The following is an 18,223-nucleotide window of genomic DNA, read 5'->3' on the forward strand; positions in this document are numbered from 1 at the left end:
TCCTGGGTGCGGCTGACGGCCTGTAACTGAATATGAAACGCATCTTATGGTAGCGGCAAACCCGCCAGGGCCAGCACCGCACAATTAAGAACAATTCAGCTTTGGCTCAGGACTTTGTCATGTGCCGGGGGTGAGACTTTCCCTACTGAACAGGAGAGTCGCCATGCACGACGGGACGCCTCAAATGCCGCTGCAACCCCCTGGGGCCCTGACGCCTGCGCGGTTGCGCCTGGCCAAGGAACTGATGCTGCGCAGCTCGCTGTCGATCATCGAGATCGCCGGCCTGTGCAACCTCACACGCAGCCATTTCTCCCGAGCTTTCAAGGTCAATACCGGGCTTTCGCCCCAGGCCTGGCGCCTGCTGGCACGCATGGAAAAGGCCAAGCGCCTGCTTGCCACCGAGGCGCCCATTACCCACGTGAGCCTGGAATGCGGGTTCTGTGACCAAGCCCACTTCACCCGTGCCTTCAGCCGCCTGGTCGGCCAGCCGCCGAATGCGTGGCGCCAGGCCCAGGCCTATTCTTAAGCCGGAGCTATTCACGGGTATAGCCCTCTGCGGGTAGTACCGCGCCGCTTTTCCAACCGAGGAGTCACCCCCATGAGCCAACCCGATTACAAGCGCCTGAACAAAGACGACGCCGTGGTACTGCTGGTGGACCACCAGACCGGCCTGATCTCGCTGGTGCAGGACTTCGCCCCCAACGAGTTCAAGAACAACGTGCTGGCCCTGGGTGACCTGGCCAAGTTCTTCGGCCTGCCGACCATCCTCACCACCAGTTTCGAGCAAGGCCCGAACGGCCCGCTGGTGCCGGAGCTCAAGGCCATGTTCCCGGACGCGCCCTACATTGCCCGCCCAGGCCAGATCAATGCCTGGGACAACGAGGATTTCGTCAAGGCGATCAAGGCGACCGGGCGCAAGCAACTGATCATTGCCGGCGTGGTCACCGACGTGTGCGTGGCCTTCCCGACCCTGTCGGCGCTGGCGGAAGGTTTCGAGGTGTTCGTGGTCACCGATGCCTCGGGCACCTTCAACCCAACCGTGCAGCAGGCAGCGTGGGTGCGCATGACCCAGGCGGGCGCGCAGATGATGAACTGGTTCTCGGTGGCCTGTGAGCTGCACCGTGACTGGCGCAACGACATCGAAGGGCTGGGCAACCTGCTGTCGCAGCGCATACCCAACTATCGCAACCTGATGAACAGCTATGCGGCGCTGACGTCGCGCTGATTCAGCCCTGAACCGGCCTTGCAGCGGGTACACCCGTTCCTGCAGCGTGGTATGCGCAGGTGCGGGGTGCACCGTGAACAGGCCGGCACAGGCTAGCGGTCACTGACCGGCAGGGTGAAGCTAATCCGGCAGCCGCCCAGCTCCGACACCAACGCCTGCAACTGGCCGCCGTGGGCCTGTACCACCGAATTGCAGATCGCCAGCCCCATGCCCATGCCGCTGCCCTTGGTGGTGTAGAACGCATCGAACACGCGCTCGCGTTCTTCAACCGCAATGCCCGGCCCGTTGTCGTCCACACAGATCTCTACCTGCCCCGCAACTACCGCCGAGGCAATGCGCAGCACGCCATCGGCACGGTACCCCGCCAGCGCCTCCAGGCCATTGGTGATCAGGTTGAACATCAGCTGTTGCAACTGCACCGGGTCGGCCACCACGCTGACCCCCGCGTGCAAGTGGGTTTGCACCTGCACTGCACCCTTGGCGGCATCGGTCGAGGTCAGGCGCACCACCTCGCGGATCACCGCGTCCAGCTTCACCGCCTGGCGCTGCAGCGGTGCCTGCTTGGCCAGCGAGCGCAACGCCCGCAGGATGTTGGCAGCACGCTCGCTATCGTTGCGGATGTCCTCCAGCCCGGCCATCGCTTCTTCGAGGTCGGGCTTTGCACGCTTCAGCCAGCGCAGGCTGGCGGCGGCATTGGCAGCGATACCCAGCAACGGCTGGCTTATTTCGTGGGCAATCGAGGCCGACAGTTCGTTCATGACTTGCAGGTGGGCAGTGCGCGCAAGCTCTGCGCGAGAATGACGCCGTTCCGCCTCTATCTGCGCCCGGCTCTGGTTGTCTTCGGCCAGGCGTGTGTAGAACTTGGCCGTTTGCAGTGACACCGCGGCCTGCGCCGCCAGGATCTCCAGCATGGCCAGGCGCTGGCTGCCGAACAGGCCGGGTACCAGGCGGTTTTCCAGGTACACCAGGCCGATCAGCACCCCCTGGATCACCAGGGGCAGGCACAGTACCGAGCGGGCACCACGTGCCTGCAGGTCGTGGCGAAAGGCTTCGGGGCAATCGCTTTGCGCATCACTCAGCACCAGCGGCTTGCGCGTACGCATGGTGGTGTTGATGACCGATAACGGCGCCTGGGTCATGAATTTCTGGCAATTGTCCATGTTCACGTGCAGCCCGGCATCGTCGATGTAGGCGAGGGCGGCCATCTGGAATTCGGCACCGCTGACGATCAGCAGCGCACCGTGGTCGGCGCCGGAGTGCTCGGTCAGGTGGCCCATCAGGGTTTCGATCAGGCCTTCCAGCAGCACCTCCTCGGACAGCGCTCGCGCCGCTTCGATACCGGCCTCGAGGTCCAGCCTGGCCTGCTGCGTGGCACGCTGGGTTTCCTGGATCGGCTGGGTGCGCAGGAACGGATGCAGGGTCTCGAGTTGCTGCACCTTGCCGGTTGCGCCCCAGATGTGGAAACAATCGCGAGCGACGCGCAGGTGCAGGTTGGCACCGGAAATCAGGCCGCTGGGGATGCACACTTCCGCCAGTTGCTCATGGGCCAGCGCCTGTTCGTGGATGAAGCCGGCAGCGGTGGCGGCGATCTGGGCCTGGTCGAAGCAACGAATGGCGGCCAACCCGTCGCCCTCCAGCTTGGCGATCACCCCTTCGATCAGCAGCAATTTGTTGCGGAACGTAGCCGGGTTGAAGCCTGCCCAGTGAGCGAAGCGCTCACGCAATGCCTGTAGTGCGTGCAGCTTGTCGGCAAGGCTGTCGGGGGCCTCCGGGCTGCCCAGGAGCAAGCCACGGAACAGGTGATAGTCGGCCAGGTTGATGTGGGCCGGCGCGGCCCAGGCGTAGTCGCCGGCCCGCGCCAGGTTGGCCATGGCCTGCGTACGGTTGCCCAGGTAGAAGGCGCTCATGCCGGCGAACAGGTACTCGAAGAACCGTGTAATGGGCGAGTTCGAGGGTGCGGTTGCGGTCGTGCCGGTGGTGCCGCTGAGGGCGGCGACGAACGCTTGCTGGGCCAGCAGGGTCTGCGCCACCTCCAGGTAGCCATGCCGGCGCGCAGTGGCCAGGCCCTGGGCGACTTCCTCGGCCACTTCCGGCAGGTAGCGGCCCATGATCAGCGAGTCGGAAACCAAGTGGTTGCAGGCATGGCAGCTCATGGCCAGGTCGCCGCTCAGGTGCGCCGAATCGACGGCCTCCACGGCGGTGCGGCGGGCCAGCTCCATGGGCGACGTCCAGGCACTGAGCTGGTCCAGAGCGAGCAGCGCGCTGCTCAGGTCGGCCTCCAGGCCGTGGCGCTCGATCAGCTTGAGCGCCGCCAGGCAGCAACCATGGCCATCGTGATAGGCACCAAAACGCTCGGCGCACATCACCCCGTACCAGGCCAGGCCGTAGGTGCTCCCTGGCGCCACGCCATGCAGCAACGCCAGCTCCGTGAGCTTGGCCAGGTGCAGGAAACACAGGTCGTCCTGCACCAGGAAGGATGACGACAGGGTCGCCAGCAAACCCACTGCCAGTACCACCTCTTGCGAGTCGGTGCGTGGCAGCGACTCCAGGCAGTGAAGGCCTTTCTGCTCGATCAGGCTTTGCACACGGGCATGGCTGGCTTGCACCTGGTGTGGGTCAAGGCCTGGCGCGAGTTCGATACCCAGCATCCGCAGGCCGCCAAGCGCGCTGGCGATGGCAGCCTGGCAGTTACCCTGCAAGGTCTCCAGGCGTGCCTGCAACTGGCACACCCTGGCCCGCTCCAGCGTCGAGCCGGCACGCTGGCGGCATTCAGCCAGGCGGGCCTGGGCGGCGACCGTGCGCGACAGTTGCAAGTCGCACTCCGTTGCCATGCTGGCAATGGCAAAGCCAAGCGTCGCGCGGCTTTCCAGCGTACTGCAGGCTTCGAGCAGCTGTTGTGCCGTGTGCAGGTAGCCGGCGGCCTGCTCATAGGCGCGGCTGTCACGCGCCCGCTGTGCCGCTTCGTACGTAAGCTGCAGGAAGGTTGCGCAGTCATTTGCGGCAAACCCGCACGGGCTGGCGCGTTGCAGCTGATGGGCAATCTCGAACAGCAGCGCCTGCAAGCGGTCTGGCCAAGCCCCGAGCATGGCCAGGGCAATGCGCGCATGCAGCGCTTCGCGCTCGTGCCCTGGCGTGAGTTGATACGCCGCTTCCTGCACGCGGTCATGCACGAAGCCCAGGCCGCTCTGGCTCGACAGCAGGAAGCCCGCGGCAATCAGGGCCTGCACCGCAGTGCCTGGCGCCCGCCCCAGCACCCGCTGCAATACGCCATTGTCGCAGCGGCTGCCTGCGGCGCTGGCGATGCGCAGTACGTCGCGCTGTGGCGCGGGCAGGCGCGCCAGGCGGTGGATCATCAGCTCGGCGACATTGTCGGCGTAACGGTGCCGGGCCACGGCCTGTGGGCACCACGACCAACGCATGGCCTGGGTATCGAAGAAGAACAACTGGTCTTCGACCATGGCGCGCAGGATCTGGTGGATGAAGAACGGGTTGCCTGCGGTCTTTTCATGTACCTGTGCAGCCAGTGCCAAGGCGGCTTCGGCATCCACGTGGTAGCGCTCGGCGATCAACTCGGCCACCGCGCCAACGGCCAGCGGGCGCAGGTTCAGGGTGGTGCTGCGCAGTGTGTGAGGGACGCTGGCCGGGCCTTGGGTAGTGCCGGTGTCGCTGCGTTGGGCAAAGATCAGCAGCAGGTTGCCGGGCGCGTTTGCCAGCAGTTGCGCCAGGAGCTGGCGCGAGGCCTCATCGACCCACTGGATGTCGTCGATGAACAGCACCAGTGGCAGGCCGGGGCGGCTGAATACTGCAAGGAATTCGACCACGGCCCGCAGCTCCTTCTGCAGCGCCATGGGGGTAAGTTTGCCTGGCAGTGGCGGCAACGCGCCGAGCACTAGCTGCAGGTCTGGCGCCAGTTTGCCCAGCAGCCGGCCGTGGCCTTGGATGCGGCGCAGGATGTCGTGGCGCAGGGCGTCGAGTTCGTGGCTGTCCTTGGCCAGCAACTGGGTGGTCAGGGCGCCGAGGATTTCCACCCAGGGCGCGTAGGGCGCAGCCTGCGACACGCTGTTGCACTTGCCGACCGCCCAGTACCCTTGAGCATTGGCCTTGAGTGCAGCGGCCACCAGGCTCGACTTGCCCATGCCTGCGGCGCCTTGAATATGCAGCACTTGCGGCGTGCTGTCGCGGCGCAACCCCTTGAGCAGCAGCGCAATGGCCTGCTGTTCGGCATCGCGGCCATACAGGCGGCTGCCATGGGCGGCGACCGGGTCGGCGCAACCTGGTTCAAAGGCCGCCATGTGTTTGCTGGCAGCCCATTGCCGGTGGCAGTAGCCCAGGTCCACGGCCAGGGCGTGTGCGCTCTGGTAGCGTGCGTCCGGTTCCTTGGCCAGGGCCTTGGCCAGCACGCTGCTCAGCGGCTGCGGCACGCGGTTGTCGACTTCGCAGGCGGTCTTGGGTTGTACCCCGGCATGCAGCTGACGCCAGTGCTGGGTATCGCGCCCGGTCAGTGGCAATTCACCGAGCAGGAGCTGGTACAGGATCGCCCCCAGGGCATAGATGTCACTGCGCAGGTCGTTGTTGCTGCCGTGCGGGCAGACTTGCTCGGGCGCCAGGTAGGTCCAGTTGCCGAGCGGCATGCCTTGCTTGCCGAGCGGATGCGCAGGTGTTGCACGGAACCCGCCCAGCCGCACCTGCAAGTTGTCCTGCACATGCACATGGTCTGGCTGCAGGGCGCCGTGCAGTACATGGCTTTGGTGGGCCTGGGCCAAGGCAGTGGCGGCATTCAGCGCAATCTCCAGGAACGGCTCCAGCGCCAGCCGGCCTTCGCTGAGCAGGTCGGCGATGGAGTGACCGGCCGGGTACACCAGCAGTGGGCCTTCGGGGGAACGCACGAACGCGCACGGCACCACTGCCCACTGTGGGTCCAGTTTCAGCCGGTAGTCGCGCTCCAGGCGCTGACAGGCGGCGGGCGCTTCGAGCGGTGCGCGCATGGCGAGCCAGGCTTGCCCGCTGGTGGGGTCGCACAGGCGGAAGCAACTGAGCTCGCCATCCTGGCCCAACGCTGTGATGTCGCAGTTGTTGAGCCAGCTTTCGTCGACTGTCTGGTCGTAATCGATGGGCCTGTGAGCAAGGCGTTCATCGCGCATGAAACACCCCCCTGCTGGCGACATCCCGAGACGTGAGTATACGCAGCCAGCCCAAGGGGAATGCGGGTTGCAGCCCGCTTGGCAGGAACGGGCACGCTGTTGTCCGTTATCGTCCCCTGGCCTTTTCCGGGCGCTTGTATAGTGCCTTGAACACCCTATCCCTCGGGATAATTGTTCCACCGCATCCGCTGGCCTACGCTGTTCGTGGCTGCGCGAATGCCCGTGCCCGTGCGAGGAAGCCATGATCCGAATAGGCAATGCCCTGGTGTCCCTGGAGCGCCGCGAAGTGTTGCTCGACGGTAAGCCCATGCTGCTGGGCGGGCGTGCGTTCGAGGTGCTGGCCACACTGATCAGGGCCAAGGGCCGGGTGGTCGACAAGGAAGAATTGTTCAGCCAGGTGTGGGCCGGCACCGTGGTCGAGGACAACAACCTGCAGGTCCAGGTGTCGTTGCTGCGCAAGGCATTTGGCGACCGTGGGCTGATTCAGACCGTACCTCGGCGTGGCTACCGGTTGGCGGCCGAGATCAGCTTCGCGGCCCCAGGCCGGGCATTGGGGGCTTTGCCGTTGTGCGCAGGCGCCGACACCCTGGAGCCATCCGGCGAAAGTGCGGATGTGCCAGTGCTGGTGGTTGATGACGACCCATCGGTACGCACGGCGCTCGGCCGGCTGCTGCGCTCGCAGGGCATACCCCATCATCTGTTCGCCAGTGCCGAGGCGCTGTTTGAAGCCCGGCTGGAAACCCCTTACGCCTGCCTGTTGCTCGACATGCACCTGCCCGATATCACCGGCTTGCAAGTGCAGGAAACGCTGCGCCAGCTGGCGCTGCCCTGGCCGATCGTGTTCATGACCGGCTTTGGCACCATTGCGATGACCGTGCAGGCGATGCGCGCAGGTGCCGTGGAGTTCCTCACCAAGCCTTTTGACGAGGAGCAGTTGCTGGCCCTGCTGGGGACGCTGCGGGTGCGTGCCGTGGCCGAAGGGCGCAAGTGGCGCCATGCCCGGCTCGTGGCGGAAAAGTACCAGCGCCTGACCCCGCGTGAGCGCCAGGTGTTCTCGCTGGTGGTCGACGGCCTGTCGCACAAGCAGATCGCCAGGCAGATCGGCACCAGTGAGGTGACCACCAAGGTGCACAAGAAGAGCATCATGAACAAGATGCAGTCGCGCTCATTGGTGGAGTTGGTGGCCATGCACAACGTGCTCGGCACACAGCAGGAGGGCATGGGCGGCGCATGAGCAGATGGGTATGCATCGTCGATGACGATGCTTCGGTGCGCAAGAGCCTGGCCAACCTGCTGCGTTCAGCCGGGTTCGAGCCCCTGACCTTCGCCGGCGGTGCCCCGTTCCTGTCGTCTGAACGGGCAGGGCAGGCCGGTTGCGTGCTGCTCGATCTGAAGATGCCCGGCATGAGCGGGCTGCACGTGCAGCGTGAGCTGGCGCTTCGGCAATGGCCGATAGTGGTGATCTGCATGTCGGCGCATTGGGATGATGCCGCCATGCACGCGGCGACGCGGCTGGGGGCGCTGGAGTGCCTGGGCAAGCCGTTTTCTGAAGAGGTATTGCTGGCGGTGGTTGAACGGGCATTGGCTGGCCGCCAGTAAACCAGGGGATGGTGCAGGCCCTTGCCTGCAAGGCCACTGCTGAACCTAACTGCTCCCCGGCCGATACTGCAGGGCCTCGGCCAGATGCGCCCGGCCAATGGCCTCGCACCCCTCCAGGTCCGCCAGCGTTCGCGCTACCTTCAACAACCGGTGTGCCGCGCGCAGCGATAGCGTCAGCCGCTCGCAGGCATTTTCCAGCCAGACTTGGTCGGCGGCTTTCAAGGCACAATGCCGGCGTAAACCTTCGAGATCGAGGAAGGCATTCGCGCAGGCCTGACGCCCGTGTTGCAGCGCTCGGGCCTGTGCCACTTTCACAGCCACAGCGGCACTGGTTTCACCGCTAGGCTGGTTGTTCAGCGTGGTGCTTTCGCGGGCCACGGTCAGGTGCAGGTCGATGCGGTCCAGCAGTGGCCCGGACAGTTTGTTGCGGTAGCGGGCGATCTGCTCGGTGCTGCAGCGGCAACGGCCGGTCGGGTCGCCGAGGTAGCCGCAAGGGCAGGGGTTCATGGCCGCCACCAGCTGAAAGCGCGCGGGAAAGCGTACCTTGTCGCGGGCCCGGGCAATCACGATTTCACCGGACTCCAATGGCTCGCGTAACACCTCCAGCACGCGGCGCTCGAATTCCGGTAGCTCGTCAAGGAACAGCACACCGTGGTGGGCGAGGGTGATTTCGCCAGGTTGCGGCCGGCTGCTGCCCCCCACCAGTGCCGGGCCAGAGGCGGAGTGGTGCGGGTGGCGAAAGGGGCGCTGCGGCCAGTTGCTCAGCGGTGCATGGCCGCTGACCGACTGGATCGCCGCCACTTCCAGCGCCTCGTGCTCGTCCAGCGGCGGCAGCAGCCCGGGCAGCCGGCTGGCGAGCAAGGTCTTGCCGGTGCCGGGCGGGCCGGTGAACAACAGGTTGTGCGCCCCGGCGGCTGCCAGCAGCAAGGCGCGCTTGGCTGCCAGTTGCCCTTGCACCTCGCTCAGGTCCGGGTAAGGCCGTTGCTGCAGGATCAAACCGTTGGCCGCATAGGGCGCCAGGGGCACCTGGCCGTTGAGGTGGGCAACCAGCTCCAGCAAGTGCCCCACGGCATACACCGCCAGGCCGCTGGCCAGGCTGGCCTCCTCGGCGTTTTCCCGTGGCACCACCAGCGCCCGGCCTGCTTCGCGGGCCGCGAGTGCCGCCGGCAATACCCCCTGCACCGGGCGCAACGTGCCAGACAGTGCCAGTTCGCCCAGGCATTCAAGCTCGGCAAGGGCCGCGGTTGGCAGTTGGCCGTCGGCGGCGAGGATGCCCAAGGCAATGGCCAGGTCGTAGCGCCCGCCATCCTTGGGCAGGTCGGCGGGGGCGAGGTTCTGGGTGATGCGCCGTTGTGGGTAGTTCAACCCGGAATTGACGATGGCGCTGCGTACCCGGTCTTTGCTTTCCTTGACGGTGGTTTCCGGTAGGCCGACCAGGGTGAGGTGCGGCAAGCCATTGGTCAGGTGCGTTTCGACGCTGACCGCCGGTGCCTGTACGCCCACCTGGGCGCGGCTATGGACGAGGGCTAGGGACATGGACGCTCCGTTGTCGCGGGTGAAGGCCGCTTCCTGCGGTAGCGCACAGGATAGCCAGCGCTCCTACTGCCGGCGCAAGAAGTGTGCGTCGTGGTTTTTCCGGGCAGGGATTTATCGCGGATTTTTACACCTCTGAGCAAAAGGTGGATCCAATATTCTTTGCGCAGGGGCCGGGTATGGCTTAGTGTTGTTGGGCAACTGCAGTTGCCATGGAATGGCACTGTGCCTTCTTCCAAATGGACTTGAGGAATTGCTCCGTGCAAACGCTCACCCACACTCACCAGGTAATCCGCGAACTGGTGCAGGCCCGCGCATTCGTTGAACTTACCCGTTTTTTCGACCGCCTCGAGGCGCAGTGGTATCAGGCGCCGCCCGGCGAGTTTCCGGCCTACCTGGCGGCCCTGGAAGGCCACATGTTCGCCGACCTCGACAACCAGGGCGACAAAGCCCCGAGCCAGGTGCTCAAAGCCTGGGTCGATGCCTGCCCCAAGGCTTACCACCCGCACGTGGTAATGGGCATGCACTGCTTCCACCGCGCTTGCCGGGTACAGGCTGATGGCCAACCCAACGCTGCGCGTGTGCTGGCCGTAGGGCAGATATGCGAAACCGCGACTGCGCACCTGCTGCAGGCGCTGGAGCGTTCGGCGCAACCGCTGGCAGCGGCCATCGGCATGCTGCGCGTCAGTGCGCAGTTGCGCGAGCCTGGCTGGTTGGCCGAGTTGTTCAACGGGCGGCCTGCGCGCTATCGGCCCAGTGCCCATGCCGACGTGGAGGTGCAGGAAGCCGCCGCGCCGCTGTTGGTCAGGCATGGGGTGCAACCGCTGGCGGAACTGCCAAGCAGCTTGCCCGCGTGCCTGGCCAAGCGGACCTACCAGGACATCCAGGACCCGCGTTACTACTGGCTCCGCCACGCACTGGGCCTGCGCCCCGGTTGCTTCGAAGCCATCCAGGCCCTGGCTATCTACCTGTTGCCGCGGTCGGGCGCCGGTGCCGATGCGCTTGAACTGTTGGCCAGCGGCCCGTTGTGCGCCGGTTGGGACGAGCGCCTGCGTAACGCCTTGCGCTGGATGGCCGTCGAAGAACAGCTACTGTTGCCGGCTGCCGACCAGTTGCAGGCCGTGGCCACCTGGCAGCAGTTGTTCGACGCCTGGGCACAGCGCCCGCTGAGGCCAAGGGAGCGCGCAGTACTGCTGGCTTGGCAGGGGGCGTTGCGCTGTACTGCATTGCACGATCAGGCCGGCGCGATTGGCGACTTTGCCGCGAGCCTGGCATGCAATGCCGATCATGGAGCCATCGGGGCCATGGGCGAGCCGTTCCGTTGCCTGGCCGAGCTGATACTGCGCGACGGCCTGGCGGATCAGCAGCAGTTGCTGCGCCGCGCCCTCGAGCGCCTGTGCGACGGGCGCTGCCATGCGGGCGCCTGTGCCTTGCGCGCCGCAGGGCACTGCTTTGGTCTGTGGGGGCTGCCACGCTCGGCCGAGCAGGCCCGGGCATGGTCGCAGCGGGCGGTGAAACGCCAGCTGGCAGGCCATGCGCCGGGGTTCACGGTGCTTGCGGCGGCGCGCCTGCTGTTGGCTGCCAACCGCCATGAAGTGGCCGTCTACCTGTATGAGCGTTGTGCCGAACTGAACCTGCCGGGGGCAGCCCTTGGCTTGTATGACTTGTACTGTGGTGGCCAGGCGAATACCCCGCAGGAGTACATTGATCGCCAGGCCGCTGAACATTGGCTACGGCGCGCAGTGGCAGCGGGCAGCCGCCGGGCCAAATACAAGCTGGCGTGCCTGCGCATGAAGGGTAGCGAGGACCTCAGCGAGCGCAGCGCCATGCTGGCCGTCAGGCACCTGCTGGTCGACGCGCTGGGCGATTCCCAGACCAATGCCCGCGCGCGTTTGCATCTGGGCATCCTGTTGCGCCAGTTCGGCAACTCTCGGGAGCGGGCCGAGGCTGTGGCGTACCTGTTGAGCCTGGTCGAGCACCCTGACCTGGGAATTGCCGCACGCGCCAGTGCCGAGCTGGGGCTGGCCTGGATGCAGGGGCGCGGCACCCGCAAGCAAAGCCGCTTTGCCGCCATCGAGTGGGCCAACCGTGCGGCCAGCTTGCAGCCAACAGACGCCGCCATCGCGCGTATCCAGGCCGAGATTCTCAACTCGCACAACCGGGTGAAAACAGTGTTCACCCAATGTGGTGCAGCGCTGTTGCGCGGCACCCTGCATGCCAGTGAGCTACCGCCCAGGCCGCCTGAGCTGAACGCCCTGCGGGTTTCTGCCTGACGTGTGGCAGCGGCAGGGCTGGTTCAGTCCTGCTGGGCAGTAGGGGCCAGCCGCGCTTCCAGCTCTGCTACCTGTTGCTCCAGGGCCTCGAGGCGTGCACGGGTGCGCGCCAGCACGACCATCTGGCTGTCGAATTCGTCACGGCTGACCAGGTCCAGTTTGCTGAACGCCCCTTGCATCAGCACTTTGAACTGGCTTTCCAGTTCGGCGCGAGGCTGTGCGGTATCGCTGCTGAACAGGCGCGAGGCCTGGTCGCTCAGGGCATCGAGAAGGGCTTTGGGCGCGAGCATGGGGCTTTCCATTGAAACCGAGAAATGGCCAGCAGTGTAGCACGCACGCACATGGGCCTTTCTTTAACAGACGCTCGCGCTACTGCACGTTTTTCGAGCAGCAGGCCCCGCCTGCGCGCACCGAAACTGTGCATGATCTGCATGCTGGCGACTGGCCAATCCTGACTAAATCACATAACTCGCTGTTTTTCGTGGCTTTGGCGGAACTGGCAAGGTTTCTGCAAAGACCAGTTCGAGCCATGCACTGATGCAGTTCCTTGTGACCAGGCAGTGCGCACGCGGAGCCGGATGCCGACGACGCGTTACAAAGCCAACCGCTGCGCTTAGACTTGAGACGGGTTTGTTTTCCTGGGGCAAGTCCACCAAATCGGGAGAGAGTTTCATGAAGCTAGTCACAGCCATCATCAAGCCGTTCAAGCTGGACGACGTGCGCGAGTCACTGTCGGAAATCGGCGTGCAGGGTATCACCGTCACCGAAGTCAAAGGTTTCGGTCGCCAGAAGGGCCACACCGAGCTGTACCGCGGTGCTGAGTATGTGGTCGATTTCCTGCCCAAGGTGAAGATCGATGTCGCCATCGATGACAAGGACCTTGATCGGGTAATCGAAGCCATCACCAAGGCAGCCAACACCGGCAAGATCGGTGACGGCAAGATTTTCGTGGTGAATCTGGAGCAGGCGATCCGTATCCGTACCGGCGAAACCGATACCGACGCGATCTAAGCAACAACAAAGCCTCACCAAACCCAAAGCCCCAGGAGAAAACAACATGACTCTGCGTAAGATCGCAGGGCTAGGAGCCCTATTGTCCCTCGTAACCCCCGGGCTCGCCCTGGCAGAGGAAGCTGCCCCAGCGCTGAACTCCGGCGACACCGCCTGGATGCTGACCGCGACGGCGCTGGTGCTGTTCATGACCATTCCGGGCCTGGCCCTGTTCTATGGCGGCATGGTGCGTTCCAAGAACGTGCTGTCGGTGATGATGCAGTGCTTTGCAATCACCGGCCTGATGAGCATTCTCTGGGTCGTCTACGGCTATAGCATGGCCTTCGATACCGCCGGTATGGAAAAAGGCGTACTCAATTTCAATTCGTTCGTTGGCGGCTTCTCCAAGGCCTTCCTCAGCGGTGTCACGCCCGAGAGCCTGACTTCGGCCACTGCGCTGTTCCCTGAAGCGGTGTTCATCACCTTCCAGATGACCTTCGCCATCATCACCCCTGCGCTGATCGTCGGTGCCTTCGCCGAGCGCATGAAGTTCTCCGCGATGCTGGTGTTCATGGGTATCTGGTTCACCCTGGTATACGCGCCAATCGCGCACATGGTGTGGAGCGGTGACGGTGCACTGATGTGGGACTGGGGCGTACTGGACTTCGCTGGCGGCACCGTGGTGCACATCAACGCAGGTATCGCCGGCCTGGTCTGCTGCCTGGTACTGGGCAAGCGCAAAGGCTACCCGACCACCCCGATGGCGCCCCACAATCTGGGCTACACCCTGATGGGCGCGGCCATGCTGTGGATCGGCTGGTTCGGCTTCAACGCAGGTTCTGCTGCAGCGGCCAACGGCACCGCCGGCATGGCCATGCTGGTGACCCAGATCGCCACCGCCGCTGCGGCACTGGGCTGGATGTTCGCCGAGTGGATCGGCCACGGCAAGCCGAGCGCCCTGGGCATCGCTTCGGGTGTGGTTGCCGGCCTGGTCGCCATCACCCCGGCCGCGGGTACCGTGGGCCCCATGGGTGCCCTGGTAATCGGCCTGGCTTCGGGTGTGATCTGCTACTTCTGCGCCACCACCCTCAAGCGCAAGCTGGGCTATGACGACTCGCTGGACGCCTTCGGTGTTCACGGTGTGGGCGGCATCATCGGCGCCATCCTCACCGGCGTGTTCGCAGCCCCGGCACTGGGCGGCTTCGGTACTGTCACCGACATCGGCATGCAGGTCTGGGTACAGGCCAAAGGCGTGATCTTTACCGTGGTCTACACCGCCATCGTCACCTACGTGATTCTCAAGGTGCTGGACCTGGTGATGGGCCTGCGGGTCAACGAAGAAGAAGAGTCGGTCGGTCTCGACCTGGCTCAGCACAACGAGCGCGGCTACAACCTGTAACTGCGACGCGGTAAAAACTTGCCCGGCTTGCCGGGCATTTTTTTGCCAGATTTTTAACATTTCCCGCTCGGCAAACGGTTTATCCGGCACGTTCGCGACGTAGGCAAAAAACTTACAAGTCGTAGGGCATTTATGGTGCTTTGCTTTTTCTACCGGCGCGCTAGAATGCGCGCCGAAGGGTGTTTGGCAAGCAGTCCGCGCACTTCAACCAGCCTTTGCTAGGCTTGCCAATAGCGAGTGGCCAGCAGGGGCTAATGGATTTGTCAGGTTCTGCCAGGAGCAGGGCCTGCTGGGTACCGCCTCCCATCAGGAGCGCCGGCCCCAAGGGCAGTGGCCTAACCCACGGCCAGTTGAATTTTCACTGGTAGCTGCCGGTCTACGGCTGCACTGGTCTATAACTAACCTGCTTTTCGCAAGTCATGAGGTAGAACATGAGCGACGACGATCTGGAAAATGATGACCTCGAAGTAGGTGACGAAGACGAGGGCGATGAAGGCCTCGAAGCGGCGGCTGATGACGGCGTCGAAGACGCTGGCGATGACGACAGCAGCCCGGCACCCGCTGCCAAGGGCAAATCCAAGGCGGCAGTCTCGGTAGACGAGATGCCGAGCATGGAAGCCAAGCAGAAAGAGCGTGATGCACTGGCCAAGGCGATGGAAGAATTTCTGTCGCGCGGTGGCAAGGTGCAGGAAGTCGAGGCCAACGTGGTCGCCGACCCGCCCAAGAAGCCGGACAACAAGTACGGCAGCCGCCCTATCTGATTGGCTGATCGTCAAGAAGCCCGCCGTCGCTGCGGGCTTTTTTGTGCCTGTGCCGGCCGCTTCGCGGGCAAGCCCGCCCCCACAGGTCTTGGGACCTGCACGGTCCCTGTGGGAGCGGGCGTGCCCGCGAATGGGCCGCAAAGCGGCCCCTGTCAGCGCCAGCGTGCGAGCACGTCGGGCAGCTGCGACAGGTGCCGGATCTCGGCATCCGGCGCCTGCTCGCCCGCCCAGGCCTTGCCCTGCGGGTTGAACCAAACCGCACGCAACCCGGCGCGCTGGGCACCGGCAATGTCGTCAGCCGGGTGATCACCAATGTGCACCGCCGCACCGGCGTCGACCTCGCCACGCCGCAAGGCCTCCAAAAACGGCGCCGGGTCCGGCTTGCCAATGCCCAGGTCCTCGGCACACAGGGCGAAGCGGAAGTAATCCGCCAGCCCTAGCCGGCTGACGTCGGCATTGCCATTGGTGACAACGCCCAGGGTGTACTGATGCCGCAGGATCTCCAGCATTGGCTGCACCTCGGGGAAGATCTGCACCTGGTGGCGAGCATGCAGGAATACCTCGAAGCCTTCATTGGCCAGGTCCTGTGCGTGTTTCTCGCTGTAGCCGACTTCTTCCAGGGCATGGAACAGTACCCGCCGGCGCAGGGCACTGATGCGGTGTTTCAGGCCGGGCTCGGCCTGCACCAGGCGTTCGCGGATGGCGAACAGGTGTTCCACCGGCACCCCGCCCAGGAGGGGGGCGTTGGCTTCGAGCCAGTCGCGCAGCACGACTTCCGCACTGGCAATCACTGGCGCGGTGTCCCACAGGGTGTCGTCGAGGTCGAAGGTGATCAGCTTGATGCTCATGAGTCTGTGCCTTTGCTGCGTTTGGCCCGGGGGTGGGCGCTGTCGTACACCGCCGCCAGGTGCTGGAAGTCCAGATGGGTATAGATTTGCGTGGTGCTGATGTCGGCATGGCCGAGCATCTCTTGCACTGCGCGCAGGTCCTGGGACGATTCCAGCACATGGCTGGCGAAGGAATGGCGGAGCATGTGCGGGTGCAGGTGTTGGCCCAGTTCACGTTCACCCACGGCCTTGACCCGCTGCTGTACGGTACGGGGGCTGATGCGGTTGCCCTGGCGGGTGATGAACACGGCGCGGTCGCGCGGGTTGCCGATGCCGCGCAGGCGGTACCATTCCTTCAGCGCTTCGCGGGCCTTGCGGCCGACCGGTAGCACCCGCGCCTTGCCGCCTTTGCCCAGTACCTGCACCAGGCCGGCGGCAAGGTCCAGGTGATCCAGGTCGAGGTTGGTCAGCTCAGACAGGCGCAGGCCCGAGGAATAGAACAGCTCCAGCATGGCCTGGTCACGGCGGGCAATAAAGTCGTCGTCCACGCCGCCATCGAGTAGCTGCAGCGCACGGTCGGTGTCCAGCACCTTGGGTAGCTTGCGCTCGCCCTTGGGGGCGCTCAAGCCGGCGGCAGGGTCGTGCTGGCACAGGCCTTCGCGGTTCAGGTAACGGTACAGGCCGCGTACAGCGGACAGCAGCCGCGCCAGGCTGCGCGAGGCCTGACCATGGTGATGCAGGCGGGCGACCAGCTGACGCAACTGCTGAATCTGCAGCGCTTGCCAGTCGGCAATACCGTGCTCCTTGCAATAGGCAATGACCTTGTCCAGGTCGCGACGGTAGCCCAGCAAGGTATGCTCCGACACCTGGCGCTCACTGCGCAGGTGTGCGCAATAAGCCTCCAGCTGGCGTTCCATCAGCGTACCGAACGCAGGGTCTGGGTCACCCTTGGCACGACACGGCCGAGCACTTCGGCGATGTAGCCGAGGAACAGCGTGCCGACGCTGCTCTTGTAGTGTTGCGGGTCTCGGCTACCGATTGCCAGCACCCCATGCAACCCCTGGTACTCCAGCGCGGCCACGGCGCTGGAGCCGACCTCGCGGCGCTGTTCCTCGCCGAACAGGAAGGCCAGTTCATGTTCGCGCAGGTTGCCGCTGACCGTCTTGCCACCGCCCAACAGGGCACCGATGGCCTGTTGGGCCTCGGCATTGCTGACCCAGCGCCCCACGGGGGCAACGTTGTCACCGAACAGGATCAGGCTGACAAAGGGCACCTGAAACTCCTGGCGCAGGCTGTCTTCGACGGCCATGACCACTTCTTCCAGGCTACCGGCATCAAGCAGGTCGAGGATCAGCCGGCGCGTCTTGTCGAACAGCCGGTCGTTGTCGCGGGCCACGTCCATCAGTTGTGACAGGCGGTGGCGCATCTCGATGTTGCGGTCGCGCAGCAGCTTGAGCTGGCGCTCGACCAGCGACACGCTGTCGCCACGCTGGTGCGGAATACGCTGTTCGATCAGCAACTCGTCGTGCTCGCTGAAGAAGGTAGGGTGGGCGCGCAGGTAGGCGACCACCGCCTCGGCATCGAGCTCGGCGGACTGCTGGGGTACAACCTTGGGCTGATCGGTCATGGCGGTTACTCGCTTAGAGACGAACCTGTCCTTCGTAGACGCGTACGGCCGGGCCGGTCATCACCACGGGCTTGCCGGGGCCGGCCCATTCGATGTGCAGGCGGCCACCTGGCAGGTCGAGGGATACCGGGGAGTCCATCCAGCCCTGGCTGATCGCCGCCACGGCGGCGGCGCAGGCGCCGGTGCCGCAGGCCTGGGTTTCGCCCGCGCCGCGTTCCCACACGCGCAGGTTGGCCCGGTGGCGGTCGATGACCTGGAGGAAGCCGGCATTCACCCGCTGCGGGAAGCGTGGGTGGTTTTCGATCTTCGGGCCCAGTTCATGCACGGGGGCAGTACGCACGTCGTCGACACGCAGCACGGCATGCGGGTTACCCATGGACACGGCGGCAATCGAATGCAACTGGCCGTCGACTTCCAGTGGGTAGCTCAGCGCCTGCGCGTCGGCGACGAAGGGGATTTCGGCAGGGGTGAAGCGCGGTGGGCCCATGTCGACACTCACCTGGCCGTCGTTTTGCACGTCCAGCACGATGATGCCGCTCTTGGTTTCCACGCGGATGCGTTTTTTCGCGGTCAGGCGCTTGTCCAGCACGAAACGGGCGAAGCAGCGCGCACCGTTGCCGCACTGCTCCACTTCGGAGCCGTCGGCATTGAAGATACGGTAGCGGAAGTCTACTTCCGGGTTGTTCGGCGCCTCGACGATCAGCAACTGGTCGAAGCCGATGCCGGTGTGGCGGTCACCCCATTGCTTGGCGTGCTTGGGCTGGATGTGGGCGTGCTGGCTGACCAGGTCCAGGACCATGAAGTCGTTGCCCAGCCCATGCATCTTGGTAAAACGCAGTAGCATGGGC

15 protein-coding genes are annotated in these 18,223 nt (G+C 64.8%); 8 read left to right on the forward strand and 7 right to left on the reverse strand.

Translation table 11 applies throughout. The features are described 5' to 3' along the window. Positions 1 to 163: 163 nt before the first annotated feature. Together QME24_RS00645 and ycaC are read left to right on the forward strand one after the other, a co-directional pair. The gene (locus tag QME24_RS00645; RefSeq protein ID WP_029887800.1) at positions 164 to 526 is read left to right on the forward strand and encodes an AraC family transcriptional regulator; all 363 of its coding nucleotides are present in this window, start codon (positions 164 to 166) and stop codon (positions 524 to 526) included. A 72-nt stretch (positions 527 to 598) separates the two neighbouring features. Further along, positions 599 to 1,225, forward strand: coding sequence for an isochorismate family cysteine hydrolase YcaC (gene ycaC, locus QME24_RS00650; protein ID WP_009681634.1), 627 nt, complete (start codon positions 599 to 601; stop codon positions 1,223 to 1,225). Positions 1,226 to 1,317: 92 nt separating this feature from the next. On the opposite strand, the gene QME24_RS00655 is transcribed toward ycaC, so the two are convergent. Beyond that, complete coding sequence (locus tag QME24_RS00655) at positions 1,318 to 6,366, reverse strand: ATP-binding sensor histidine kinase (protein ID WP_281690730.1); 5,049 nt, start codon at positions 6,364 to 6,366, stop codon at positions 1,318 to 1,320. Between the two features lie 241 nt (positions 6,367 to 6,607). Between QME24_RS00655 and QME24_RS00660 the strand changes: the two genes are divergently transcribed. Together QME24_RS00660 and QME24_RS00665 are read left to right on the forward strand one after the other, a co-directional pair. Further along, complete coding sequence (locus QME24_RS00660; RefSeq protein WP_125854677.1) at positions 6,608 to 7,600, forward strand: response regulator; 993 nt, start codon at positions 6,608 to 6,610, stop codon at positions 7,598 to 7,600. Further along, on the forward strand, positions 7,597 to 7,965 hold the full coding sequence (locus QME24_RS00665) for a response regulator (protein WP_281690731.1): 369 nt from the start codon (positions 7,597 to 7,599) through the stop codon (positions 7,963 to 7,965). The genes QME24_RS00660 and QME24_RS00665 overlap by 4 nt, the downstream gene beginning before the upstream one ends. 45 nt (positions 7,966 to 8,010) lie before the next feature. On the opposite strand, the gene QME24_RS00670 is transcribed toward QME24_RS00665, so the two are convergent. After that, positions 8,011 to 9,501 (reverse strand): YifB family Mg chelatase-like AAA ATPase, encoded by a 1,491-nt coding sequence (locus QME24_RS00670; RefSeq protein ID WP_054905174.1) that lies wholly within the window; start codon positions 9,499 to 9,501, stop codon positions 8,011 to 8,013. Between the two features lie 257 nt (positions 9,502 to 9,758). On the opposite strand from QME24_RS00670, the gene QME24_RS00675 reads away from it, so the two are divergent. Then, positions 9,759 to 11,771, forward strand: a complete 2,013-nt coding sequence (locus tag QME24_RS00675) for a DUF4034 domain-containing protein (protein WP_280091453.1) — start codon at positions 9,759 to 9,761, stop codon at positions 11,769 to 11,771. 23 nt (positions 11,772 to 11,794) lie between these two features. Here the strand turns inward: QME24_RS00675 and QME24_RS00680 are convergent, their stop codons facing one another. Next, positions 11,795 to 12,061: an accessory factor UbiK family protein gene (locus tag QME24_RS00680; protein ID WP_009681642.1), complete on the reverse strand. Its 267-nt coding sequence runs from the start codon at positions 12,059 to 12,061 to the stop codon at positions 11,795 to 11,797. A gap of 382 nt (positions 12,062 to 12,443) precedes the next feature. On the opposite strand from QME24_RS00680, the gene glnK reads away from it, so the two are divergent. The 3 genes from glnK (at position 12,444) to sutA (ending at position 14,921) form a co-directional block, all read left to right on the forward strand. Further along, on the forward strand, positions 12,444 to 12,782 hold the full coding sequence (glnK, locus tag QME24_RS00685) for a P-II family nitrogen regulator (RefSeq protein ID WP_002555808.1): 339 nt from the start codon (positions 12,444 to 12,446) through the stop codon (positions 12,780 to 12,782). 46 nt (positions 12,783 to 12,828) lie between these two features. Further along, the gene (locus tag QME24_RS00690; protein WP_029887805.1) at positions 12,829 to 14,160 is read left to right on the forward strand and encodes an ammonium transporter; all 1,332 of its coding nucleotides are present in this window, start codon (positions 12,829 to 12,831) and stop codon (positions 14,158 to 14,160) included. A 431-nt stretch (positions 14,161 to 14,591) separates the two neighbouring features. Beyond that, a complete protein-coding gene (gene sutA, locus QME24_RS00695; protein WP_009681644.1) occupies positions 14,592 to 14,921 on the forward strand; it encodes a transcriptional regulator SutA in 330 nt (109 codons plus the stop codon). Between the two features lie 152 nt (positions 14,922 to 15,073). On the opposite strand, the gene QME24_RS00700 is transcribed toward sutA, so the two are convergent. Genes QME24_RS00700 through dapF form a run of 4 tightly spaced genes read right to left on the reverse strand, consistent with a single transcriptional unit; the run spans position 15,074 to position 18,219 of the window. Next, positions 15,074 to 15,769, reverse strand: coding sequence for an HAD family hydrolase (locus QME24_RS00700; RefSeq protein ID WP_054905172.1), 696 nt, complete (start codon positions 15,767 to 15,769; stop codon positions 15,074 to 15,076). Then, positions 15,766 to 16,665 carry a tyrosine recombinase XerC gene (gene xerC / locus QME24_RS00705; protein WP_054905171.1) on the reverse strand — a complete coding sequence of 300 codons (900 nt, stop codon included), beginning with the start codon at positions 16,663 to 16,665 and terminating at the stop codon, positions 15,766 to 15,768. The genes QME24_RS00700 and xerC overlap by 4 nt, the downstream gene beginning before the upstream one ends. Continuing rightward, the gene (locus QME24_RS00710; protein ID WP_009681647.1) at positions 16,665 to 17,375 is read right to left on the reverse strand and encodes a DUF484 family protein; all 711 of its coding nucleotides are present in this window, start codon (positions 17,373 to 17,375) and stop codon (positions 16,665 to 16,667) included. The genes xerC and QME24_RS00710 overlap by 1 nt, the downstream gene beginning before the upstream one ends. A gap of 13 nt (positions 17,376 to 17,388) precedes the next feature. Then, positions 17,389 to 18,219: a diaminopimelate epimerase gene (gene dapF, locus QME24_RS00715; protein WP_192441268.1), complete on the reverse strand. Its 831-nt coding sequence runs from the start codon at positions 18,217 to 18,219 to the stop codon at positions 17,389 to 17,391. Between the last annotated feature and the right edge of the window lie 4 nt (positions 18,220 to 18,223).

It is taken from the genome of Pseudomonas sp. PARCl1 (assembly GCF_947311875.1).
Taxonomy (GTDB): domain Bacteria; phylum Pseudomonadota; class Gammaproteobacteria; order Pseudomonadales; family Pseudomonadaceae; genus Aquipseudomonas; species Aquipseudomonas juntendi.